General features: G+C 36.7%; 30 protein-coding genes, 3 pseudogenes and 1 riboswitch. Of the genes and pseudogenes, 27 read left to right on the top strand and 6 right to left on the bottom strand.

Going from position 1 to position 23,252, the window contains the following annotated elements; genetic code table 11:
* The first annotated feature begins 18 nt into the window (after positions 1-18).
* From AC0L0O_RS22510 to sufB, 22 genes and pseudogenes are all read left to right on the top strand, one after another.
* Positions 19-546, top strand: coding sequence for a hypothetical protein (locus AC0L0O_RS22510; protein WP_000826893.1), 528 nt, complete (start codon positions 19-21; stop codon positions 544-546).
* A gap of 55 nt (positions 547-601) precedes the next feature.
* Positions 602-832, top strand: a complete 231-nt coding sequence (locus tag AC0L0O_RS22505; RefSeq protein ID WP_098639137.1) for a hypothetical protein — start codon at positions 602-604, stop codon at positions 830-832.
* 15 nt (positions 833-847) lie between these two features.
* Positions 848-1,039 carry a hypothetical protein gene (locus AC0L0O_RS22500; RefSeq protein WP_000171578.1) on the top strand — a complete coding sequence of 64 codons (192 nt, stop codon included), beginning with the start codon at positions 848-850 and terminating at the stop codon, positions 1,037-1,039.
* 14 nt (positions 1,040-1,053) lie between these two features.
* Positions 1,054-1,282, top strand: a pseudogene (locus AC0L0O_RS22495) (DUF4176 domain-containing protein).
* 80 nt (positions 1,283-1,362) lie between these two features.
* Positions 1,363-1,752: a hypothetical protein gene (locus AC0L0O_RS22490; RefSeq protein WP_000920740.1), complete on the top strand. Its 390-nt coding sequence runs from the start codon at positions 1,363-1,365 to the stop codon at positions 1,750-1,752.
* A 28-nt stretch (positions 1,753-1,780) separates the two neighbouring features.
* A pseudogene (locus AC0L0O_RS22485) lies at positions 1,781-1,961 on the top strand (hypothetical protein).
* A pseudogene (locus tag AC0L0O_RS22480) lies at positions 1,946-2,124 on the top strand (quinol oxidase); the annotation flags it as partial. The pseudogenes AC0L0O_RS22485 and AC0L0O_RS22480, both read left to right, overlap by 16 nt.
* A 129-nt stretch (positions 2,125-2,253) precedes the next feature.
* Positions 2,254-2,493 carry a DUF3937 family protein gene (locus tag AC0L0O_RS22475; protein ID WP_000494859.1) on the top strand — a complete coding sequence of 80 codons (240 nt, stop codon included), beginning with the start codon at positions 2,254-2,256 and terminating at the stop codon, positions 2,491-2,493.
* Positions 2,494-3,023: 530 nt separating this feature from the next.
* Positions 3,024-3,389 carry an arsenate reductase family protein gene (locus tag AC0L0O_RS22470; RefSeq protein ID WP_000218967.1) on the top strand — a complete coding sequence of 122 codons (366 nt, stop codon included), beginning with the start codon at positions 3,024-3,026 and terminating at the stop codon, positions 3,387-3,389.
* A 41-nt stretch (positions 3,390-3,430) separates the two neighbouring features.
* On the top strand, positions 3,431-3,814 hold the full coding sequence (gene gcvH / locus AC0L0O_RS22465) for a glycine cleavage system protein GcvH (protein WP_000026899.1): 384 nt from the start codon (positions 3,431-3,433) through the stop codon (positions 3,812-3,814).
* Positions 3,815-4,307: 493 nt separating this feature from the next.
* Positions 4,308-4,652, top strand: coding sequence for a toprim domain-containing protein (locus tag AC0L0O_RS22460; RefSeq protein ID WP_000640869.1), 345 nt, complete (start codon positions 4,308-4,310; stop codon positions 4,650-4,652).
* Between the two features lie 3 nt (positions 4,653-4,655).
* Positions 4,656-4,964: a thioredoxin family protein gene (locus tag AC0L0O_RS22455; protein WP_001982629.1), complete on the top strand. Its 309-nt coding sequence runs from the start codon at positions 4,656-4,658 to the stop codon at positions 4,962-4,964.
* 154 nt (positions 4,965-5,118) lie between these two features.
* Positions 5,119-5,463, top strand: coding sequence for a hypothetical protein (locus AC0L0O_RS22450; protein ID WP_000781219.1), 345 nt, complete (start codon positions 5,119-5,121; stop codon positions 5,461-5,463).
* Between the two features lie 125 nt (positions 5,464-5,588).
* A riboswitch (SAM riboswitch) is annotated at positions 5,589-5,696 on the top strand.
* 298 nt (positions 5,697-5,994) lie between these two features.
* A complete protein-coding gene (locus AC0L0O_RS22445) occupies positions 5,995-7,020 on the top strand; it encodes a methionine ABC transporter ATP-binding protein (RefSeq protein ID WP_000601752.1) in 1,026 nt (341 codons plus the stop codon).
* Positions 7,013-7,678: a methionine ABC transporter permease gene (locus tag AC0L0O_RS22440; RefSeq protein ID WP_000359553.1), complete on the top strand. Its 666-nt coding sequence runs from the start codon at positions 7,013-7,015 to the stop codon at positions 7,676-7,678. Before AC0L0O_RS22445 ends, AC0L0O_RS22440 begins: the two co-directional genes overlap by 8 nt.
* Positions 7,679-7,701: 23 nt before the next feature.
* The gene (gene metQ / locus AC0L0O_RS22435) at positions 7,702-8,514 is read left to right on the top strand and encodes a methionine ABC transporter substrate-binding lipoprotein MetQ (RefSeq protein WP_000735107.1); all 813 of its coding nucleotides are present in this window, start codon (positions 7,702-7,704) and stop codon (positions 8,512-8,514) included.
* 73 nt (positions 8,515-8,587) lie between these two features.
* On the top strand, positions 8,588-9,394 hold the full coding sequence (gene metQ / locus AC0L0O_RS22430; RefSeq protein ID WP_098639136.1) for a methionine ABC transporter substrate-binding lipoprotein MetQ: 807 nt from the start codon (positions 8,588-8,590) through the stop codon (positions 9,392-9,394).
* A 239-nt stretch (positions 9,395-9,633) separates the two neighbouring features.
* Entirely contained in the window at positions 9,634-10,419 is a 786-nt protein-coding gene (gene sufC, locus AC0L0O_RS22425) for a Fe-S cluster assembly ATPase SufC (RefSeq protein ID WP_000929160.1), read from the top strand.
* Between the two features lie 15 nt (positions 10,420-10,434).
* Complete coding sequence (gene sufD / locus AC0L0O_RS22420; protein ID WP_000152181.1) at positions 10,435-11,727, top strand: Fe-S cluster assembly protein SufD; 1,293 nt, start codon at positions 10,435-10,437, stop codon at positions 11,725-11,727.
* On the top strand, positions 11,727-12,947 hold the full coding sequence (gene sufS / locus AC0L0O_RS22415; protein ID WP_001020769.1) for a cysteine desulfurase SufS: 1,221 nt from the start codon (positions 11,727-11,729) through the stop codon (positions 12,945-12,947). Before sufD ends, sufS begins: the two co-directional genes overlap by 1 nt.
* Entirely contained in the window at positions 12,937-13,368 is a 432-nt protein-coding gene (gene sufU, locus AC0L0O_RS22410) for a Fe-S cluster assembly sulfur transfer protein SufU (RefSeq protein WP_000009523.1), read from the top strand. The genes sufS and sufU overlap by 11 nt, the downstream gene beginning before the upstream one ends.
* Positions 13,369-13,416: 48 nt before the next feature.
* Entirely contained in the window at positions 13,417-14,814 is a 1,398-nt protein-coding gene (gene sufB, locus AC0L0O_RS22405) for a Fe-S cluster assembly protein SufB (protein ID WP_001118827.1), read from the top strand.
* Positions 14,815-15,094: 280 nt separating this feature from the next.
* On the opposite strand, the gene AC0L0O_RS22400 is transcribed toward sufB, so the two are convergent.
* From AC0L0O_RS22400 to AC0L0O_RS22390, 3 genes are all read right to left on the bottom strand, one after another.
* Complete coding sequence (locus AC0L0O_RS22400) at positions 15,095-15,823, bottom strand: VanZ family protein (protein ID WP_000151284.1); 729 nt, start codon at positions 15,821-15,823, stop codon at positions 15,095-15,097.
* Complete coding sequence (locus tag AC0L0O_RS22395) at positions 15,823-16,152, bottom strand: PadR family transcriptional regulator (protein ID WP_000356632.1); 330 nt, start codon at positions 16,150-16,152, stop codon at positions 15,823-15,825. Before AC0L0O_RS22395 ends, AC0L0O_RS22400 begins: the two co-directional genes overlap by 1 nt.
* 263 nt (positions 16,153-16,415) lie before the next feature.
* On the bottom strand, positions 16,416-16,646 hold the full coding sequence (locus tag AC0L0O_RS22390) for a hypothetical protein (RefSeq protein ID WP_000492052.1): 231 nt from the start codon (positions 16,644-16,646) through the stop codon (positions 16,416-16,418).
* 205 nt (positions 16,647-16,851) lie between these two features.
* Here AC0L0O_RS22390 and AC0L0O_RS22385 point away from each other — a divergent pair, with 205 nt between their 5' ends.
* From AC0L0O_RS22385 to yunB, 3 genes are all read left to right on the top strand, one after another.
* Positions 16,852-18,267: a bifunctional metallophosphatase/5'-nucleotidase gene (locus tag AC0L0O_RS22385; protein WP_473786156.1), complete on the top strand. Its 1,416-nt coding sequence runs from the start codon at positions 16,852-16,854 to the stop codon at positions 18,265-18,267.
* Between the two features lie 65 nt (positions 18,268-18,332).
* Complete coding sequence (locus tag AC0L0O_RS22380; protein WP_000248463.1) at positions 18,333-18,635, top strand: YunC family protein; 303 nt, start codon at positions 18,333-18,335, stop codon at positions 18,633-18,635.
* A gap of 54 nt (positions 18,636-18,689) precedes the next feature.
* Positions 18,690-19,421 (top strand): sporulation protein YunB, encoded by a 732-nt coding sequence (gene yunB, locus AC0L0O_RS22375; RefSeq protein WP_000021812.1) that lies wholly within the window; start codon positions 18,690-18,692, stop codon positions 19,419-19,421.
* Positions 19,422-19,457: 36 nt separating this feature from the next.
* On the opposite strand, the gene AC0L0O_RS22370 is transcribed toward yunB, so the two are convergent.
* Entirely contained in the window at positions 19,458-20,441 is a 984-nt protein-coding gene (locus AC0L0O_RS22370; RefSeq protein ID WP_428889855.1) for a M23 family metallopeptidase, read from the bottom strand.
* 189 nt (positions 20,442-20,630) lie between these two features.
* Here AC0L0O_RS22370 and lipA point away from each other — a divergent pair, with 189 nt between their 5' ends.
* The gene (gene lipA / locus AC0L0O_RS22365) at positions 20,631-21,527 is read left to right on the top strand and encodes a lipoyl synthase (protein ID WP_000166375.1); all 897 of its coding nucleotides are present in this window, start codon (positions 20,631-20,633) and stop codon (positions 21,525-21,527) included.
* Between the two features lie 20 nt (positions 21,528-21,547).
* Here lipA and AC0L0O_RS22360 read toward each other — a convergent pair whose 3' ends face one another.
* Together AC0L0O_RS22360 and AC0L0O_RS22355 are read right to left on the bottom strand one after the other, a co-directional pair.
* On the bottom strand, positions 21,548-22,027 hold the full coding sequence (locus tag AC0L0O_RS22360) for a YbaK/EbsC family protein (protein ID WP_000272733.1): 480 nt from the start codon (positions 22,025-22,027) through the stop codon (positions 21,548-21,550).
* A 74-nt stretch (positions 22,028-22,101) separates the two neighbouring features.
* Complete coding sequence (locus AC0L0O_RS22355) at positions 22,102-22,656, bottom strand: histidine phosphatase family protein (RefSeq protein WP_000721026.1); 555 nt, start codon at positions 22,654-22,656, stop codon at positions 22,102-22,104.
* 103 nt (positions 22,657-22,759) lie between these two features.
* Here AC0L0O_RS22355 and AC0L0O_RS22350 point away from each other — a divergent pair, with 103 nt between their 5' ends.
* Entirely contained in the window at positions 22,760-23,233 is a 474-nt protein-coding gene (locus tag AC0L0O_RS22350; protein ID WP_000264796.1) for a hypothetical protein, read from the top strand.
* The last annotated feature ends 19 nt before the right edge of the window (positions 23,234-23,252 follow it).

Raw genomic sequence — 23,252 nt, 5'->3', positions numbered from 1 at the left:
AGAAGGGGAGGGTGCAAAATGAAGCGTTTATCGTATTTCTTAGTTTTTATATTCATATGCCTAGTCAGTGCTGGGTGTGCAAAGGATAAAGAAGGAGAGAAATTAGAATATAACGGAAGAGCACTCGTAATTGGAGTTGTTGGAGAAAAACCGAAAGATACGTTTAGGAATGTAAAGTTTGAGGAAATGAGGTTAGAGGAACTGGAAAAGAAATCTAAGGAAGTGGATGGTTTTCTAATAATGAAAGCTCACTTTCAAGAAGCCTCAACAGATCAGTATAAAAATGTATTTTCATCGCTAAAGAAACCAGTGTTTTTTATCGGTTTACAAGATAAATCATATTCGATTTTTATTACAAAAGGGATAGAGTATAACAGTGCCCGAAAAGATGTAAATGCCATGTATACGCAAGGGTTTGCAAATATCGGAAGTGGTGAAGGACAACAATGGGGAATTGGATTATCAAATGGTGGAAATGTAGAAGAAAGTATTCATAATATGTATATCGTCGTATTCCAAACAATTGCAGATTATTTGAATAGATGATGAAGGAGCCTGTAAACGAGGCTTCTTATTTTTTTATGTAGAAGCTAGTTTAAGTATGGGGAATGCAGAAGTTGCTGATAAAATAGATAAAAATGGTTTTGAAATTGGGGAGGAGGCCTCTTTAGCAAAATATGAAGCGGGTATAGATATACCTATATCATTTACAAATCATGATTTACATCTTGGTGGTTTACTAAAGATAAGTTCAAGTGGATTTAAAGTTAAGTTCCCTTGGGGACCTGGCGCTAGTCCTGTGGATACAGGTGTTGAAGTAGAGATAAAGTAAAAAGGAGTATCTTGTATGACTTTAGAAAGTTTGAAAAAAATTTTAAAAGTTCTTTTTGTGATTTGTTTTTTGGGTACTATTATTTTTACAATGTTTGATGCTACATATAATTTAAAAGAAAAAATAATCTTTTCATTAATATATTTAATTACAGTTCCTATTAGTTTTTTTATTTTATATAAAATAGGTAAATTTTTCATTAAATAAAGTAGTGAATTAAAATGGAAAAGGTAGTGAAAGATACATTACTTCCGATTTATTCAGTTGTGAGGTTTAAAACATGGGAACAGCCATTAATGAAAATAAGAAGATTCAAAAACTAAGGAAACTTAGGATTATGTAGCTTGTTATTATCCTATCGCAAATATTTCAACTGAATATAATATGTTTTTTAATCATGAACATATATCAGAGGTGATTTTTACTGGATATGTAAATGAAGTTGCGTGAAGAGTTAAAATAATATTATAGATGCTATAGTTTTTTTGAATGTAAATAGGGGGTATTTATTGTGAGGATAAGGGTGGATGATGTTGAAAACTATTAAAAATACATTATTATTTTTTCTATGTTTGGTGGTTCTTAGTGGTTGTTTTACAAGAGAGGGAACGATTGTTGGTGGTAAGGTTCATGGAGGTTCAAACAGTATAGATGGAAAGTATAAAAGTTTCACAGGTTTTGCAACTCAAGATATGGATGTAAAAAAAGGTGAAAGCTGGATATTTTCCTTTGATGATAAAACTAAACAAGGAACCATAAAGGCTTATGTTTTAGATTCAAATGATAATACAATACTGGAAGTTAATAGTGAAAACAGTAAAAATAATATTAAAGTGTCTAAAGATGATACATATAAAGTTAAAATTATAACAGAAGAACATGGTGGAGAATTTGAAATATCATGGAAAAAAGAAAGGTAGTTAAGTTAATGAGTATCGGGCTATTATTATGTTCTTAGGATTCGGATATCTTCCAAAGAGATGGGGAAAAAGAAAAGTTTCAGCAAGCAAAATTTGCTGGTGAAGGAAAAGGGATTTTGATTATTAATCATGCTATGAAAGTCATGTGTATACATGGCTTTTTCTTGGCAACAATTTCTTACCTGTCGGTGCTATCGCATCCGTTGTAGCATTATGCGGCGGGTTATTCATTATGGTTGGTAACCAGGAACTGGAATTTCCCCTTATTACATAATGGTTCAACTAATTCCGTTATTTATGCGATTATTTGTTGGGATTGCTAAAGCTATTTTGTACACTAGTAGGGCTTTTTTATTAACAGTAATTCCTTAATATACAAGAAATATGCAAATGTGCATATTGTATTTATTTGGATATTCTGTATGTTAAAATTAAATATAGGGATTTTTACATATAAAGAACTAAAATCAGAAATATCCAATGAATTTTGAGAGGTGTTACATGTTTACAAACAAGAAATTAATTCGATTCGGTCTAACATTACTTGTATGTTTATGGGTAATTGATTTTACAATCAGTTATTTTCAAACATATCTTGAATCAGCAGGTATTAAATGGGTAGTATCAGAAACTTGGAGAACTATTTTGTTAGATGCCCCTGAAAGTATATTGGTTATTTTAGGCGCAATTGCTTTATATGATTTCACAAAAGAAACATCGCCAAAAGACGCATCTATTTAAATGCGTCTTTTTTTCTTTGCAGTAATTTCTTTAACATCATGGAATACTCTCATTATTACGGCCAAAATCGTTAGTTCCTTTTATCTGTACGCCTTTGTCATGTAAAGTGTTTCCGGGTTTTGTGACTATAGGCTGAAATGGTTAAATAAACGTTTGTTTAAGATGTATGTTCGGTAGGAAGAGACTGATGTAGCTAAAGGGTGAACAAGGGAAAATAGGAATTTAATCAAACGTTTGTTTAAGATGTATGTTCGGTAGAAAGAAAACGATGTAGCTAAAAGAGTGAACAAAGAAAAATAGGGAGTTAATCAAACGTTTGTTTAACATATATGTTCGATACAGAATGAGAGAAAAATCTAAAAAAATATATATTTATTTTTTTCTTAACAAATGGCGGGAAAATAAGAAAAATTCGCAGGATTATTAAAATTTATCACGAAATAAGTAAAAGTTTAGCGAATAATCGTTTGAAATAATAAAACGTTTTCTATATGATAAAGGTAAAGGTTAGTAAAAAAGTAGGTGAATTTATGACAGTAACATTTTATTCATATCCAAAGTGTGGCACATGTCAAAAAGCAAAGAAATGGTTTGAGGCAAACGATGTAGCATATGAGATGATTCATATTGTTGAAAATCCACCATCAAAAGAAGATTTACGTAATTTACATGAAAAAAGTGAATTACCATTAAAAAAATTCTTTAATACAAGTGGAATGCGTTACCGTGAACTTGGTCTGAAAGATAAGTTAAAAGATGCAAGTGAAGACGAAATGTACGAGCTTTTAGCATCTGATGGCATGTTGATTAAACGTCCAATTGTAACAGATGGAACGAAGGTAACACTTGGTTTTAACGAAGAGCAGTTTGAAAGTGTGTGGAAAAAGTACCAATAAGGTATTTTTACATAATTAATACATTCACTGGAGGTACAGTCATGAGCATTCCAAATAATTTACGTTACTCTGAAGAACACGAATGGGTAAAAACTGAAGGTAATGAAGTTGTTATCGGTATTACTCACTTTGCACAAAATGAACTAGGCGATATCGTATTCGTTGAACTTCCTGAAGTAGGTGCAACAATCGAAGCTGACGAGCCATTCGGAAGCGTAGAATCTGTTAAAACAGTTTCTGAATTATACGCACCTGTAAGCGGTAAAGTTGTAGCAGTAAACGAAGAATTAAGTGACCAACCAGAACTTGTTAACGAATCTCCATACGAGGGTGCATGGATGGTTAAAGTTGAACTTTCTGATGCAAGCCAAGTTGAAAAGTTATTAACTGCTGAAAAATATGCAGAAATGACAAACCAAGACTAATTATAGTCGACTGAAGGACAGCCTTTGTGCTGTCCTTTTTTATTTTATGTAAAATAATAAGCGTAGAATCATATACTAATTATCGTGTGGGAGAACGTTTTTTGAAAAAACTTTTTTGTTTCAGCTTTATGCGGTTCTAGCCGCTTGCGCTTTTCATTGTCCAGCTCCACCTCCTAGCCCTTCCTGTCTAAGAACCTTCCGTACGAGAAGACAAAAAGCGTCTTCTGTGCGAAAGAACCTTAGCCAACAAGGCTAAACAGTCGGTTTCGCTTTTCACTATGATCCAGCTCCAGCGGCTAGATTGTTCGGTGGCTTCGCTTCTTCCTACAAGGCAAAAAACGCCTTTACGTCAGAAGCTCCATCCCCCTCACAATCTGAACGAGCCGCTTGCGCTTTTCTTTTGCAAAAATAAACAGGAAACAACATGAAAATAACGAATATACTATATACTAAGTTAAAGGTTGTATAGTATATGGTGATCGGGTGATGACATATGATTTATGTAGAAAAAGTCATTATTGTAGAAGGTACATCAGATAGAAGAAAGATTGAATCTATTATTCGGGAACCAGTGGAAATTGTTTGTACAAATGGTACAATTGGTTTGTCGAAAATGGATGAGCTCGTTGATCAGTTTTTTGATAAGGAAGTGTATGTGCTAGTGGATGCTGATGATGCTGGAGAAAAGTTAAGGAAACAATTTCGAAAAGAATTTCCGCAAGCAGAGCATATTTATATTGATCGCTCGTACCGAGAGGTGGCAACTGCGCCATCTTCACACTTAGCAAATGTATTATGGGGAGCTGACATTGACGTTTATACAGAATATTTACGGTAAGGAATGATAGAAGTGATTGATTGGACAGGAGCCGAAGCTACAGCCCTAATAGAGAACGAAGAAAAAACAGTGTTATATGTATATACTCCAATGTGTGGAACATGCCAATTAGCAAAAAAGATGTTAACAGTCGTTGAGATGACAATTGAAGATTTGAAAATTGGGATGTTAGATTTAAATTATGCCCCGCATTTCGCGAAAGAGTATGGGATTGAAAGTGTACCTTGTTTACTTGTTTTTGAAAATGGGACACTAATAAAGAAGATATATGCATTTCATTCGGTTGAATATTTATATACGGAATTAAAGTAGGCGGCAAAGTTTTTGCCGCCTCGACATATTTCTTGGGAAATATGTCGAGATGCAGGGTGGTTACAGTATTTGTCGAGCGAAAGTAACAGGATTGCTCTTTAGTGAGAGGGAATGGTATGTGTAATAGAAAGTGATATGAAGGATGTGATTTAGGATGAAATTATATTCTTTGCTGCAATCATTTGTAAATTACGCTAATGGTCAATATCATTTAGAACCGCTTTTAAGACAAGGAGAAAAAACTGTTAATTTCCGTTTTGGAGATGAAAGTTGTTCGTTACAAATTTCAAGAGATTATATAGAGCTGCTACATGAGGAAAGAGGAACGGAGCAAATTGTTTGTGTTGGTGAAGAAGATGTCAAACAATTGGTGAACGGCAATGTACGATTGCAAATGTTAATGAATGATGGACGTGTACAATATTCAGGAACGTATCGAACGATGCTATTAGTTGAATCGATGTTTCATATATGTAAACCGATGTCAGTAGGCGCTTAAAATTCTGAAGTTTCATTTTTTACGAAAATTTCTGTTGACATGGTGTGTGGATATTGATACAATTCAATTCATAAAATATAGACAATTTCATAAATTACAAATCAGACGAAAATGTAATCTGATTTCTCTTATCAAGAGAGGTGGAGGGACTGTGCCCTGTGAAGCCCGGCAACCGTCAACTTATGTTGAAATGGTGCCAATTCCTGCAAAGCAAATGCTTTGAGAGATGAGAGAGAGGGATAATGTTGTTATATACGCATATAAACCTTTCTGCTTCTCTAAAGCGGAAAGGTTTTTTTGTTGTTTGAATGTGGAGGACATTCAAATAATAAAAGTAATGAGAACGGTGGGCTACCGCATCAAAAATAAAAAATTGCGGAGTCGATCAAAAATCTAGCTCCAGCGGCTAGAACAGTCGGTCGTTTCATCCCTTCCTATGAGGCAAAAAGCGCCTCTACGTCTGGGATTCCAACGCCCTCTTGTTCTAAGCGAGCCGCTTACGCTTTTTATTAAAAAAAGGGGTGATACACCATGATTCTATTAGAAAATGTAAAGAAAATATATAAAGCAAAAAGCGGTGATGTCACTGCTGTAGATAACGCCAATTTAAAAATAGATAAAGGTGAAATATTTGGTGTTATCGGATATAGTGGCGCTGGAAAAAGTTCTTTAATTAGATTGTTCAATCAGTTGGAGAAACCAACTTCTGGCCAAATTACAATTGCAAATCGTGTCATTTCAGCCATTACAGGAAGCGAGCTTCGTAAGGCAAGGCAAGAAATCGGAATGATCTTTCAGCACTTTAACTTACTTTGGTCACGAACTGTACGTGAAAATATCGAGTTTCCACTTGAAATTGCAGGTGTTGATAAGGCAGCGAGAAGAAAACGTGTTGACGAATTAATTCATCTTGTTGGATTAGAAGGAAGAGGAGACGCGTATCCATCTCAGCTGAGCGGAGGCCAAAAGCAACGCGTTGGAATTGCAAGAGCATTAGCTAACAATCCACAAGTGCTTTTATGTGATGAAGCAACGTCAGCTCTTGATCCAGAAACGACAGATCAAATTTTAGATTTATTATTAGATATTAATAAACGTCTTGGTTTAACAATTGTACTTATTACACACGAGATGCACGTAATTCGAAAGATTTGTAATCGCGTTGCGGTAATGGAGAAAGGAAAGATTGTAGAAACAGGTCCAGTACTTGATGTGTTCCGTAATCCGCAGCAAGATATTACGAAACGATTTGTACAGCAGTTAACGGATTCTGAAGATACAAATGAAACGATTGAAAGTTTAATTGAAAAATATCCAGATGGTAAAGTAGTTCGTTTGCAGTTTATCGGTGAAGCTGTAGAAAGACCAGTGCTTCAAAGGTTAATGCAACGCAGTGATATAGAAGTTAGCATTTTGCAAGGAAATATTGCACAAACGAATAACGGCTCTTACGGTAGTTTAGTTGTTCATTTAAATGGTGAGGAAACAGCGATTCAGCAAGCAATAGAGGGAATACATCAAGATCAAGTAGAGCTGGAGGTGATTGCACATGGATAAGTTACTCACAAATGTTGATTGGAATCAAATGTTAGAAGCAACTGGTGAAACGTTATATATGACGGCAATCGCAGCTCTTGCCACATTTATTTTAGGACTTATTTTAGGATTGTTGCTCTTTATGACAGCGAAAGATAATTTATGGGAAAACAAAGCGGTTAACACGGCAATTGGAGCGTTCGTAAACATTTTCCGCTCGATACCGTTCATCATTTTAATCATTTTATTAATCCCATTCACAAAGATTCTGCTTGGAACAATTCTTGGAGCAAGTGCAGCACTTCCAGCTTTAATTATTGGAGCAGCACCATTTTACGCGAGAATGGTTGAAATTGCACTTCGTGAAATTGATAAAGGTGTAATTGAAGCTTCAAAAGCAATGGGAGCAAAAACAAGCACAATTATTTTAAAAGTATTGATTCCAGAATCGTTACCAGCATTAGTATCTGGTATTACGGTTACGACAATTGCTTTAGTGGGCTATACAGCAATGGCGGGAGTTGTTGGTGCTGGTGGCCTTGGAACACTTGCTTATTTAGAAGGATTCCAACGAGGAAATAACGATGTAACAATCGTTGCGACAATTTGTGTATTACTAGTTGTATTTTTCATTCAGTGGATTGGCGATCGTGTAACGACTCGAATAGATAAACGATAATAAAAAACGGGAGGATGTTTCAAATGAAAAAATTATTACTTACAGCACTTATTTCAACTTCAATTTTTGGGTTAGCTGCTTGTGGGGGGAAAGATAACGATGAAAAGAAACTAGTTGTTGGTGCTTCTAACGTACCGCACGCTGAAATTTTAGAAAAGGCAAAACCGTTACTTGAGAAAAAAGGAATTGAATTAGAAGTGAAAAAATTCCAAGATTACGTGTTGCCAAATAAATCGCTGGCGGATAAAGATTTAGACGCTAACTACTTCCAGCACATTCCGTATTTAGAAAAAGAAATTAAAGATAAAAAGTATGATTTTGAAGTAGCAGGAAAAATTCATTTAGAGCCAATTGGTGTATATTCTCAAAAATATAAAAGCTTAAAAGAGCTTCCAGACGGAGCGACAATTATTATGAGTAATTCAGTTGCTGACCATGGACGTGGTTTAGCAATTTTACAAAAAGAAGGTATTTTAAAAATTAAAGATGGAGTAGATCCAGTTAAAGCAACTCCGAAAGATATTGCGGATAATCCGAAAAACTTAAAATTCAAAACGGATATTGAGCCTGGTTTATTGCCACAAGTGTATAACAATAAAGAAGGCGACGCTGTTCTAATTAACTCAAACTATGCAATTGATGCGAAGTTAAATCCAGAAAAAGATGCAATTGCAATTGAAAGCAATGATTCACCGTACGCAAACGTAGTAGCTGTTCGTAAAGGTGATAAAGATAAGAAAGAAATTAAAGCTCTTGTAGAAGTATTACATTCTAAAGAAATTGAAGACTTTATTAATAAAGAATATAAAGGAGCAGTTGTTCCTGTAAAAGAATAATTGCTGAAAAGGGCTGGTATATGCCAGCCCTTTTTTATACCTACATAATTATACGGGGAAAAGGGGACATCATATGAAAAAGGTTCTACTGTCAGTTGTTACAGCGCTGTCTGTATTTACATTAGCTGCTTGCGGGGGGAAAGATGAGAATAAGCTTGTTGTTGGAGCTTCTAACGTGCCGCACGCTGTTATTTTAGAAAAGGCACAGCCGATACTAGAGAAAAAGGGTATTAAATTAGAAATTAAAAAATTTCAAGATTATGTGTTGCCGAATAAAGCGTTAGCGGATAAGGAAATTGATGCGAACTACTTCCAACACATTCCTTACTTAGATAAAGAAATTCAAGAAAAAGGATATAAAATTGTAAGCGCGGGAAAAATCCATTTAGAGCCAATGGGTATTTATTCTAAGAAATATAAAAGCTTAAAAGACTTACCAGATGGCGGGACAGTGATCATGAGTAATAACGTAGCGGAGCGTGGCCGTATGCTAGCATTGTTACAAAAAGGCGGCGTTATTAAATTAAAAGATGGAGTAGATGTTGTGAAAGCAACAGTAAAAGATGTTGTAGAAAATCCAAAAAACTTAAAGTTTAAAACAGATGTTGAGCCTGGACTTTCACCGAAATTATATGAAAATAATGAAGGAGATGCTTTATTTATTAATTCAAACTATGCAATTGATGCAAAATTAAATCCAACAAAGGATGCAATTTCCATTGAAGGATCAGACTCTCCGTATGCAAATATTATTGCAGTTCGTAAAGGTGACGAGAAGAAAAAAGAAATTAAAGAGCTAGTAGAAGTACTGCATTCAAAAGAAATTCAAGATTTTATTAATAAAGAATATAAAGGTGCTGTACTGCCAGTAAGTGAATAAATATGAAGGAAAGGACTGGTAATTTACCAGTCCTTTTTTCTTTATATAAATAAGAAGAAAGGTGTATCATAGAAAGGTGAAAAGGAAATACTTATATACATTTGTGAAAAAATTGTTACTTTTTTTCGTCGTTTGCGATATCATTTTATTTGATATAAAATTAGAATGAGAATAAAATGAGAATATGAACGTTTTAGGAATTTTTAAAATGTATATATAGGATTAATGGAGGTATTGAGATGGCTGGTTCTACATTAACGGTTAAAGACTTACACGTATCAATTGATGGCAAAGAAATTTTAAAAGGTGTAAACCTTGAAGTAAAAGGTGGAGAAATCCACGCAATTATGGGACCTAACGGAACAGGTAAATCAACTTTATCTTCTGCAATTATGGGTCACCCAAAGTATGAAGTAACAGAAGGTAGCATCATCATCGACGGTGAAGATGTATTAGAGATGGAAGTAGACGAGCGCGCACAAGCAGGTCTATTCTTAGCAATGCAATATCCAAGTGAAATTAGCGGAGTAACAAACGCTGACTTCTTACGTTCTGCAATTAACGCACGTCGTGAAGAAGGCGATGAAATTTCTCTTATGAAATTTATCCGTACATTAGATAAAAACATGGAATTCCTAGAAATGGATCCAGAAATGGCACAACGTTACTTAAACGAAGGTTTCTCTGGTGGAGAGAAAAAACGTAACGAAATCCTTCAATTAATGATGATTGAGCCAAAAATCGCAATCTTAGACGAAATCGACTCAGGTCTTGATATTGATGCGTTAAAAGTTGTATCTAAAGGTATTAACGAAATGCGCGGCGAAGAGTTCGGTTGCCTAATGATTACGCATTACCAACGTTTATTAAACTACATCACTCCAGACTTCGTTCACGTTATGATGAACGGTCGTATCGTTAAATCTGGTGGCCCTGAGCTTGCACAACGTCTAGAAGCTGAAGGTTACGACTGGATTAAAAAAGAATTAGGTATTGAAGACGAAACAACAGAGCAAGAAGCGTAAGAGAGGAGCATAAACATGACAATCGGTACATTACCTTTCGATCAAGAAACAATCCGTCAACGCGCAAGCGAAGTAAACGAAGCAGCTTGGTTGACTGAGTTCCGCTTACAAGCTCTTGCACAAGCAACTGAACTTCCAATGCCAACGCCTGATAAAACGAAAATTGAAAAATGGGACTTTATCGGAAAAGGCGACGCTGCTAAGCAAGAGCCTGTAAGTTCTTTAACAGAGCTTCCAGAAGCAGTGAAAAACTTAATCGATGAAAATAACAGCGTATTAGTGCAACGTACTGGTACAACTGCATTCGTTTCTTTAGCAGACGAAGCAAAAGAAAAAGGTGTTATTTTCACAGACATCGTAACAGCTGCAACTGAGCATGCTGAACTAGTACAAAAGTACTTAATGAAAGACGGCGTGAAGGTAGACGAGCATCGTTTAACTGCACTTCATGCTGCATTAATCAACGGCGGTGCATTCGTATATGTTCCGAAAAACGTTGTTCTTGAAACTCCACTTCAAGCTGTATTCTTAGTAGACGGCGAAGAAGCTAACGTATATAACCACGTATTATTCGTAGCTGATGCGAACAGTACTGCAACTTATGTAGAAAACTACGTTGCAAATGAAAATGCTAAAGGTATTGCAAATATCGTAGCAGAAGTAATCGTGGAACAAGGCGCACAAGTGAAATTTGGTGCGGTTGATCTATTAGCAAAAGACGTAACAACTTACGTTAACCGCCGCGGCACAGTAGGACGCGACGGCCGCATTGATTGGGCTCTAGGCCTTATGAATGACGGAAACACAATTTCAGAGAACGTTACAAACTTAATGGGCGACGGTTCATATGCTGATACGAAAACAGTAACAATTGGCCGTGGTAACCAAACACAAAACTTTACAACTAAAGTTGTTCACTTCGGTAAACACTCTGAAGGTTGGATTTTAAAACACGGTGTACAAAAAGATAGTGCAACATCTATCTTTAACGGAATTGGTAAGATTGAACACGGTGCATCTAAATCAAATGCACAACAATCTTCTCGCGTTCTTATGTTAGATGAAAAAGCACGCGGTGATGCAAACCCAATTCTTTTAATCGACGAAGATGATGTAATGGCAGGTCACGCAGCTTCAGTAGGTCGCGTAGATCCAATCCAACTATACTACTTGATGAGCCGTGGTATTCCAAAACGCGAAGCAGAACGTTTAGTCATCCATGGATTCTTAGCACCTGTAGTTAATGAGCTTCCAATTGAAGGAGTAAAGGCACAGCTTGTTGAGGTAATTGAAAGGAAAGTTCGCTAATGAATATTCATGAAATACGCAAACAGTTTCCAATTCTTGATCAAAAAGTGAACGGCAAACAACTTGTTTATTTCGATAGTGCAGCAACTTCTCAAAAACCAATTCAAGTCATTGAAACGTTAGAACGTTATTATAAAGAATATAATTCTAACGTGCATCGCGGTGTTCATACGCTCGGTACGAAAGCTACCGACGCGTATGAAGGTGCACGCGAGAAAGTTCGTAAGTTTATTAACGCGAAATCAATGGAAGAGATTATTTTCACGCGCGGAACGACAACTGCATTAAATACAGTAGCGGCTAGCTATGGTCTTGAAAATGTAAAAGAAGGCGATGAAATCGTTATTTCTTACATGGAGCACCATAGTAACATCATTCCGTGGCAACAAGTTGCGAAGAAAACTGGTGCAACTTTAAAATACCTTCCGCTTCAACCAGACGGTACAATTTCTTTAGAAGATGTTCGTCAAACAGTTACACCGAATACAAAAATCGTTTCTATTATGCAAGTTTCAAACGTGCTTGGAACGATTAACCCTGTAAAAGAAATCGGAGCAATCGCACATGAAAATGGCGCAATTATGGTCGTTGACGGTGCACAAAGTACACCTCACATGAAAGTGGATGTACAAGATTTGAACTGTGATTTCTACGCATTATCTGCTCATAAGATGTGCGGACCTACAGGCATCGGCGTATTATATGGTAAGAAAGAATTGCTGAACAATATGGAGCCAATTGAATTTGGCGGTGAAATGATTGATTTCGTAGATTTACAAGAATCTACTTGGAAAGAGCTTCCGTGGAAGTTTGAAGCGGGTACGCCGATTATCGGTAATGCAATCGGACTTGGTGCGGCAATTGATTTCTTAGAAGAAATCGGTCTTCATAATATTGAAAAGCATGAGCATGAATTAGCGCAGTACGCTTTAGAAAGACTATCAGAAGTAGATGGCGTTACAATTTATGGTCCAAAGCATCGCGCTGGTCTTGTTACATTTAATATTGAAGATGTACATCCTCACGATGTAGCGACAGTATTAGATGTAGAAGGTATTGCGGTTCGCGCAGGACATCACTGTGCACAACCGCTTATGAAGTGGCTGAAAGCTTCTTCAACAGCACGTGCGAGCTTCTATTTATATAATACAAAAGAAGAAATTGATACATTTGTTGAATCGCTAATCAAGACAAAGGAGTATTTCACAAATGTCATTTAATAATTTAGATACGTTATATCGTCAAGTTATTATGGATCATTACAAAAATCCTCGTAACCATGGCGTGTTAGAAGATAGTGTTACCGTTAACTTGAACAATCCAACTTGCGGCGATCGTATTCAACTTACGATGAAAGTAGAAGAAGGTATTGTGCAAGAAGCGAAGTTTGAAGGAGAAGGATGTTCTATCTCAATGTCTTCAGCTTCAATGATGACACAAGCAGTAAAAGGTAAGAAAATTGAAGAGGCGCTTCAGCTTTCTAAAATTTTCTCTGACATGATGCTAGGAAAAGAGTACGATGACAGCATCGATTTAGGAGATATTGAAGCATTACAAGGCGTATGCAAGTTCCCTGCACGTATTAAATGTGCAACATTAGCGTGGAAAGCGTTAGAAAAGGGCTTAAACGAAGATAAGTAATGTTAAAGGTTCCTAAAAACGAGGTTATCTAAGGAGGGACACACCAACATGGCGAAGCAACTGCCAGATATCGGCGATTATAAATATGGTTTCAAAGACAAAGACGTTTCGATTTTCCGTGCTGGACGCGGTTTAACAAAAGAGATCGTTGAAGAAATTTCACGTATGAAAGAAGAACCACAGTGGATGTTAGACTTCCGTTTAAAATCACTGGATAAGTTCTACGAAATGCCAATGCCACAATGGGGCGGCGACTTAAACGACTTAGATTTCGATGAAATTACGTACTACGTAAAACCATCTGAGAAATCTGAGAAGTCTTGGGATGAAGTACCTGATGAAATTAAAGCAACATTTGATAAATTAGGTATTCCAGAAGCTGAGCAAAAATATTTAGCTGGTGTATCTGCACAATACGAATCTGAAGTTGTATACCACAACATGAAAGAAGACCTAGAAGCTCTAGGAATCGTCTTCAAAGATACAGATAGCGCATTAAAAGAGAACGAAGATATTTTCCGTGAGCATTTTGGAAAAGTAATCCCACCAACAGACAACAAATTCTCTGCATTAAACTCTGCAGTTTGGTCTGGTGGATCATTCATCTACGTTCCAAAAGGTGTTAAAGTTGATACACCACTTCAAGCGTATTTCCGTATTAACTCTGAAAATATGGGACAATTCGAGCGTACGCTTATCATCGTAGACGAAGGCGCACACGTACACTACGTAGAAGGTTGTACAGCACCTGTTTACACGACTAACTCACTTCATAGTGCGGTAGTAGAAATCATCATTAAGAAAGATGCATATTGCCGTTATACAACAATCCAAAACTGGGCGAACAACGTATACAACCTAGTTACAAAACGTGCGGTTTGTGAAGAAAACGCAACGATGGAATGGATTGACGGTAACATCGGATCTAAATTAACGATGAAATACCCAGCAGTTATCTTAAAAGGCGAAGGCGCTCGTGGTTTAACATTATCTATCGCGATTGCTGGTAAAGGCCAACACCAAGATGCTGGTGCGAAAATGATTCACTTAGCACCAAACACGTCTTCAACAATCGTTTCTAAATCGATTGCGAAGCATGGTGGTAAAGTAACTTACCGTGGTATCGTACACTTCGGACCAAAAGCGAAAAACTCTCGCTCTAACATCGAGTGTGACACGTTAATCATGGATAACCAATCTACATCTGATACAATTCCTTACAACGAAATCAAAAACGATTACGTTTCACTTGAGCACGAAGCGAAAGTATCGAAAGTATCAGAAGAACAATTATTCTACCTAATGAGCCGTGGTATTTCTGAGCAAGAAGCTACAGAAATGATCGTAATGGGCTTCATCGAGCCATTCACTCGCGAACTTCCAATGGAATACGCAGTTGAAATGAACCGCCTAATCAAGTTTGAGATGGAAGGTTCTATTGGTTAATATTTAAAGTGAAGCCACCGAACATTCTAGCCGCTGGAACTGGATAATATATAAAGGAAGCGCCCTGCTGTGCAGGGCGCTTTTTTGTTTTGTTTATCTGAAATTGAGTGGGACCTGGATACCGGGGTGGGTTTCCAACTAAATATATCAGCGATTTTTCAAATATATCGAACACAACTCGAAATATATCAGCGATTATTTCAATATATCGACGATTCGACAAGAGATATCGACTTATCAACAAATTACGACATAGCAGAAGGGCGAATATACCCCGAACCTAAATCGTATCCACCTTATCCACAGACCTAACACGCTCCAAAATATACTTTATCCCAACGAAAGAACCATACCCAATTAAAGCACCTAACATATTCAGCATGATGTCATCAATGTCGAAAACACCAGTAAAAGTAAGGAGTTGTAACGATTCAATTAATAAAATAAACTTAATGAAAATTTTTGATGCCATTTTTACATTGTTTATTTGTTTAAATAATAAAGGTAGCAGGAAGCCGAATGGGATGAATATGATGACGTTTCCTAATGTATTCATAAGTACGATATCTATATTATAAGAATCAAATTCAGTTAAATAGCGGATTGTACTTCTGAAAGGAACTAAGTTTATTAACCCACCGTGTATAGAATGCCAGTCACCTGTTTCAAAGAAGTACGTCAGATTACCAAAGTAAAAGGCTGATCTCCCGAGCAATAGTTTAAATAACAAAACAAACGAATACGGTAAAAACAATCCCCAGCCAATCCACTGCACATATTTTTGCGTAGAAGATTGCATCGCTTTTTCAATTTCAGTTCCTAAAGTAGAGGCTTCTCCAAAGTTTTGAATGGCTAATGTAGTAGCTTCTTCTTCGGATTTTCCTTGATCGAGAAATTCTTGTTTTAAGCTTGTGAGATGATCGTAAATTTCGAAGTATAGTTCGTCTTTATCAGATTGGGATAGGTTTGTTTTTTGAATGATACTCTTTATGTATTTTTCAATTGTCATTAATTTAAAGCTCCTTTCTGACAAGTTTTAATAAGAGCTGTAACTGAATCCCACGCTGTTAGTTTTTCTTCTAACATTTTCTTTCCGCTCGTAGTAATGCGATAAAACTTTCGTTTCATACCAGTTTCAGATTCACCCCAGTAGGAATGGATTAAATCCTTTTGTTCCAGCCGTTTGAGTGCTGGATAGAGTGTACCTTGGCTCATCGTGTATAGATCATTGCTGTTTTCTTTTAGCTTTTGAATAATTTCATATCCGTACGTATCATGCTGTTTAATGATGGAGAGAAGTAAAATATCAATACTTCCTTTTAATATCTCTTTATCCATTTTATGGTTCACCACCTTATGATGAAATTGTAACACGACATATGTCGTGTTACAAGGTATAAATGTATGGTGATACCCCATCCAGTATACATTGGAATATATCAGCGATTTTTCAAATATATCAATCACAACTCGGAATATATCGGCGATTATTTCAATATATCGACGATTCGACAAGGGATATCGACTTATCGACAAAGTAAGACAAAAGAAATTCTTCATATACCCCCGCAACATAAAAATAGAGCTAGCAATAACTAGCTCTAAAATCCGAATCCTACAAATATAAAAGGAATACCTATTAATACAAAGAGAATTAATAGAAGTAAGATAAAGATACCGGCAAATCTCAATTTGCTAGCTTCGTTTTTAGATATTGCAACGATGCTAAACATGAGGCCGAGAATAACGAGAGGGAAGCTAATAAATAGATATAGATTAGGTAAGTAAAGTACGGAAGCGATAAATAAAATACTTCCTATTAATGAAAACACGAGTGAGAGTAAGCTATAAAGTTTAATAAGAACACCTCCTATATAGATGATAATGCAGAAAAATTCATATGAAAAGGGCAATCTTTTGCTTTTTCTCACAATGCGAGTACAATGTAAAATAGCAAGAAAAGACGAAAAGTATTTACAGGATTATTGCATACGCATAGCGTAAATGGCAGTAAGGAACTGAGAGGAGGTTTTTTCTCTGAATATAAATAAAGAAACAATCATCCACCTTTATCATACAAACGATATACATAGTCATTTTGAAAATTGGCCGCAAATTTCTCGGTTTGTACAAGGAGAGAAAAAGCGAAGACAGGAAGCAGGAGAGACCGTTTTAACTGTAGATATTGGCGATCATGTGGATCGTTTTCATAGTATTTCGGAAGCGACGAATGGACTTGGCAATACGAAGCTTTTAAATGAGGCGTTATATGATTATGTAACGATCGGAAATAATGAAGGAATTACGTTAGCGAAGGAGCATTTGAATCGTCTATATGATGATGCTGGATTTGAGGTGCTCGTCGCGAATTTATTTGAAAAAGAAGGGGTACGTCCAGAGTGGGCGAAGCCTTATAAATTACATACAACGACAGATGGGATTACGATTGCTTTTATCGGATTAACAGTTGCGTATCCAGAGTTTTATCAAATGTTAGATTGGCATATTGAAGATCCAATCGAGCATTTAGAGTCTATTTTAGAAGAAGTGAGAGATGAGGCTCATATAACGGTTGTCCTTTCTCATCTTGGAAAAAGTATGGATGAGCATATGGCGGAGCATTATGATATAGATGTGATTTTAGGGGCACATACGCATCATTTATTTGAGCGCGGTGTTATTATGAATAATACGTTACTTTGTTGTTGTGAAAAGTGGGGACGTTACGTTGGGCATGTCCAGCTTACTGTGGATAAAGAGACGAAGAAGCTTTTGAAAAAGGACGGTAGAGCGATTAAGACAGAACGTTTAGGTGCTTATAGTAAACCGTTATCCACAATTGAAGCGCTGCAGGAAGAAAGTACACATATTATGGAAGAACCTGTCGTTCATTTAAAGGAATCATTACCGGTTGATTGGTTTCATGAGACAGCATTTTCGCATATGTTAGCAAATGCGCTGAAAACGTGGTGCGGTGCAGAAATTGGAATGGTGAACGCTGGTGTACTTCTTGAAGGATTAGAAGAGGGTGTTGTGACGCGCGGAGATATTCACAGAATTTGTCCACATCCAATTAATCCATGTCTATTAAAAGTGCCGGGGAAAACGCTAAGAGAAGTTATTTTAAAGGCACGTCGCCCGAATATGGAGAACCTTGAGGTAAAAGGATTCGGATTTCGCGGGAAAGTGATGGGGAAAATGATTTACGCTGGTGTAGAAGTCATTCCAGATACGATTCCCGGGAATAAAATTTTACTCGAAGATGTATTAATTAACGGAGAATCGCTGGAATTAGATCGTATATATACAGTAGGAACGATTGATATGTTTACATTTGGCTACTTATACCCAGAGCTATCCACACTTTCTAACAAACAATATTATATGCCAGAACTACTTAGAGATGTGTTAACGGACGTGTTAATAACTCATACATCTTCCGTCAAACTATAGGCTAGTTAACTTGTAACACTCATTTTTCTCTTGTCATACAGATAAGAAAGAGAGGAGTGTGAACTATGGTTAATGTAGAGCCGATTATAATCGATAACTATACGTTTATTGCGGTTAGCGTCAAACTTCCAAAGACAAATTTGCTAGCTGTAATGAGCGATAAAGGATATATTATGTGCGGTGCATTAGATGTAGGTCTTTTAAATGAGAAGTTAGGAGATCGTGGTATTATTGCTGGCCGCGCGGTTGGTGTAAGAACGATTGAACAACTTCTTGAAGCGCCGCTAGAATCAGTAACGATTGAAGCCGAAGCTTTAGGTATTACGGCTGGCACAATCGGAAAAGAAGCATTATTAAAAATGAGATAAGCATATATCGTCCCTCCTTCTTGCATAGAAATGATATAAGAAGGAGGGTTTTTTATGAGTATATTTCGTTCGAAAAATTCGCGGTTTCGAAGGGGACCTATTTCCTTTCGGCACATACTGCTTATGTCGTTTATTCTTTTTGTCATATTGCTCGTGCAAGGATTATGGATTGTGAATAGCAGCATTCAGCCGACATTAATGAAATATGGAGAAGTAGAGACACATAAAATGGCGACAGCGGTCATGACGAAGGCGGTAAAAGATAGAATTGATGAAGGATTCGATGTCGATTCATTAATGAAAGTACAAAATGATAAAAACGGAAAAGTATCCACAATTAATTTAAATACGAAGCAAGTAAATGAAATTGTAACGTCAACGACCACGTACATAGAAAAATATTTACAGCAAGTAGAACAAGGGAATTTAAATGGGCTAGGTATTTCTGAAAAAAACGGGGCAACGATGGCAGTTCCTTTTGGCCGTGTAACAAATAATGCGCTTCTTGGAAATATAGGACCCGATATTCCAATTGATTTCACGACGATTGGTCATGTAAATACGGATATTAAACAAAAAATTGAACCACACGGGATCAATACGACAGCGATTCAAATTATTATGGAGATGGAAGTCACGTTGCAAGTGGTTATTCCATTTCATACGAAAGAAATAAAAGTGAAACAAAATGTTCCAATTGCGACGCGCATTGTTCAAGGAGAAGTGCCTACTTATTATGGAAGCGGAAGTGTTGTTGTACCTAATAAAAAGAAAACGGATAGTTAGTTGTAAATGAAAAATAACCGTAGCAATGTGCTACGGTTATCGTTTTGTATTTGCGCGTTCTTTTCGCTCCCAAAGACTTAAATGCATGTATGGATCGAAAGCCCATTCTGTATAACCGTTGTCTTTATACATGCCGAAATGTAAGTGAGGCGGGAATTTTCCAGCTGTGCCGGGAGGACCGTAACCGGTGCTACCAACAAATCCGATTACTTTTCCGGGCTCGACAATTTGTCCAAGCTGTATTTCTTTTGAGAACCCGCCTAAGTGAGCGTAATAATGATAATTATTATGAAGGTCGCGAATACCGATGCGCCATCCGCCAAGGCGATTCCAGCCCTTTGTTTCAATAATGCCATAGCAAGTGGATCTTACTGGTACGCCATAGCCTGCGAATATATCGGTTCCTTCATGAACCCTTCTTCCGCCAAAACTTCTTCCAGCGCCGAAAGTACTACGGTAGCTATGGTCACTGCGAATAGGAAGGGGAAAAGCATTTCCTTCTAAATTAATACGGCCATAATGTTTATAAATTTGGGCGTATTCGGTAATTAAATCAACTGTTTTTGCACGTCTATAATATTCCCAGAGCATGATTTTGATACGTTCTTCTGACGTTCCTTGTTTCTTTAAAATTGTTGCTGCTGTATGCAGAAGGTCACGGTCGTTATTTGCATTTGCAAATCCATCTTTGTCACCATCTAAACCTAATCCGCCAAATAGAGCAATTGTATGGGGGAGAGTGTCGTTACCATTAACAGGTCCAGCCCATATTTCTGGTTTGAAATAAAGGGAAATGATGGCATCTGGTTTTTTCGGAATATCTTTTCTTACGCTCCGTGTATTTCTTTCATATTGATCCATTGCAGCTAAGTAATACCACGGAATGCCTGAAGATTGCTCGGTTTCTTTATATAGTGCCATGCGCTTTTCGTATATGCTTTGCTGATTATCTTCACCGTAAGCGATGTTTTGGTGGAGAAGAAAGCAAATCGAAAGCAAAAGAGAAATTTTTCGAAGCATGAAATAGACTCCTTTCACAACATCACTCTTTTTAGTGTGGGATATACGGAGTATTTCATTATAGGGAACGATTGGAAAAAATCTTAGAATCTTCATTTGAGCAAATCGCTTTCATACGTTAGAATAGATATGTTACATTGAAAGAAGCGAACACGGTAAACTATTTCATATTGTGCGGAGTTGATAACCATGACAAAACAAACAGAATATAAGCGCAAGCCCGAATGGTTGAAAATTAAGTTAAACACGAATGAAAACTATACAGGCTTAAAGAAAATGATGCGTTCTAAGAATCTTCATACAGTTTGTGAAGAAGCGAAATGTCCGAATATTCATGAATGCTGGGCTGTAAGAAAAACAGCAACATTTATGATTTTAGGAGCAGTATGTACACGTGCTTGTCGTTTCTGTGCGGTTAAAACAGGCTTACCAACAGAGCTTGATTTACAAGAGCCAGAACGCGTAGCAGATTCTGTAGTACAAATGGGCTTAAAGCACGTTGTTATAACAGCAGTTGCACGTGATGATTTAAAGGACGGCGGAGCAGCTGTTTTTGCTGAAACAGTACGCGCTGTACGTCGTAAAAATCCATTTACGTCAATCGAAGTATTACCATCTGATATGGGTGGAGTAGAAGAAAACTTAAAAATGTTAATGGATGCAAAACCAGATATTTTAAACCATAACATTGAAACAGTACGTCGATTATCTAACCGAGTTCGCGCTAGAGCAAAATATGACCGTTCATTAGAGTTTTTACGTCGAGCGAAAGAAATGCAGCCTGATATTCCAACTAAATCGAGCATTATGGTGGGCTTAGGTGAAACGAGAGAAGATTTAATTGAAGCAATGGATGACTTACGTGCAAACAATGTGGATATTTTAACTCTTGGACAATACCTACAACCATCTAAGAAGCATTTACCAGTTCTTAAATATTATCCACCAGCAGAATTTGCAGAGCTTAAAGAAATTGCACTTAGCAAAGGCTTTAGCCACTGTGAAGCTGGCCCACTTGTGCGTTCTTCTTACCATGCGGACGAGCAAGTTCGTTCTGCAAAAGAAAAAACAGCAGAAGCAAAATAATGAAAAAAGGGAGCTAACGATTAGCTCTCTTTTTGTTTATACTCCAAAACAGCATTTGAACATGTTAATAAAATCTTTTTTAATTCCTCTGTGGATAATTCAATTGTAAATTCAGGTACACCAGGTGTAATTAAAATTTTATCGTACGTATAAATAGCGCTATCCACAATAATTGTTACATCGTGTGAATACCCGAAAGGAGCGACACATCCCGGCGTGCAACCAGTTTTGTCTCGCAGTTCATCAGGAGAACAGAGAGATAAGCGTTCTCCTGTTAGTTCTTTCATCTCCCCTCTATTGAGCCTTGTGCCCTCTAACGTGAAAAATACGTAATAATCTCCAGACTTTGATTTTAAAAATAAGCTTTTACTTGGAGTGCCTTGTAAGCCAAGCCTCTCCCGCACGATCCGATCTGTTTCATAATCGAGTACTGGTTCGTGCTCAAATTTTTCATAAGAAGCATTTGTTTTATGTAGTAATGCAAGTACATCTTCGTACATATGGAGTGATACCCCTTTCTATTATTAGTACAGTTTCTTCTCGTGGCGTCAACTGAATGTGTTGGAAAGAGATATTACTTGGATGATGCTTCCCATAATCGTTTTATAGTACATTGTTCATCAATTACAATTTCGTAAACATCAGGATTCGTTAAAGCTTTCCATTCATGAAAGCCAATCGTATGATCAAAGTACTTTAAAATGAGTGTAAGTAAATTGCCATGTGTAACAAGTAGTGTTGTAGTATAGTTTAATTTTAAAACGTGTTGGATAAGCGATATAGCACGATCCGTTGCTTGTTTCGTTGACTCCCCGCCTGAAAAGGCAATATCTATATTTGTAAAAGTAGATTCTAGTTTTTGCATCCAATCGTCCATTGGAACGTCGCTTAATATGCGTTCAGCTAATCGTTCATCTTCTTGGATAGACAAATTGGCTTGGCGTGCATAGGGCCGAATAGAATCGATAGCTCGCACAAATGGGCTTGAAATAATATGGTCTATTTGTGGATGGTGCTCTAAGAGGAATGTAGCAAGGGTGTTTGCTTGTTTTTTTCCATCGGTCGTTAATTCGGCATCACGTTCTTGGCCAGTTGCTGAACAATGTCGTATGACAATAATTTTTTTCATAATTCATCCCCATCTTTCAAGTTGACGCTATATACTTCGACAAATGTGGAAAATATTCCTTTTTATTGGAAAGAACATAATAATCCGATCATGTGGAAAAGTAATGTGGATAATAGAAAATCGAGGTGCAATGATGAAAAAAATGATATGTATTGTATTCATGATTTGTTTTCTCTCGCAAATGTCCACAACATATGCACAATCCAATCAAAAGGTAGATTATCCAAGCAATCGAAATAAGTCATTTGTGAGTGAGGATGTGTTTTACGAACAATTAGATAAGAAAATTTATAAAGAATACAACAATGCAGCATATAGCGTTCGAAAAAAAATCTCATTTAAAGAAGTGCCCGATGAAGAATTTTCTTTCCTAGAAAAAACAGCCGCGGGTTGCCGGAGTGAAGTGGTGCTTCAAGATTTTTTCGTTCACCCTGATCGCCAAGTATACTTTTTTGCTTCCTTTACTCAAAATGAAATAGAAGAGTTACATAAGTACATTGTTATAGATGCAGAAACAAAGAGGGAGCTGCAAAGCGGGAAAAGCTATCATCACTATGATAATTCGTATAAAAAATAACCCACCAATTGGCGGGTTA

It is taken from the genome of Bacillus sp. GS3m_15504 (assembly GCF_055825275.1).
Note: the sequence above shows the minus strand (reverse complement) of the source record. Positions and strands in the feature narration are given on the sequence as shown.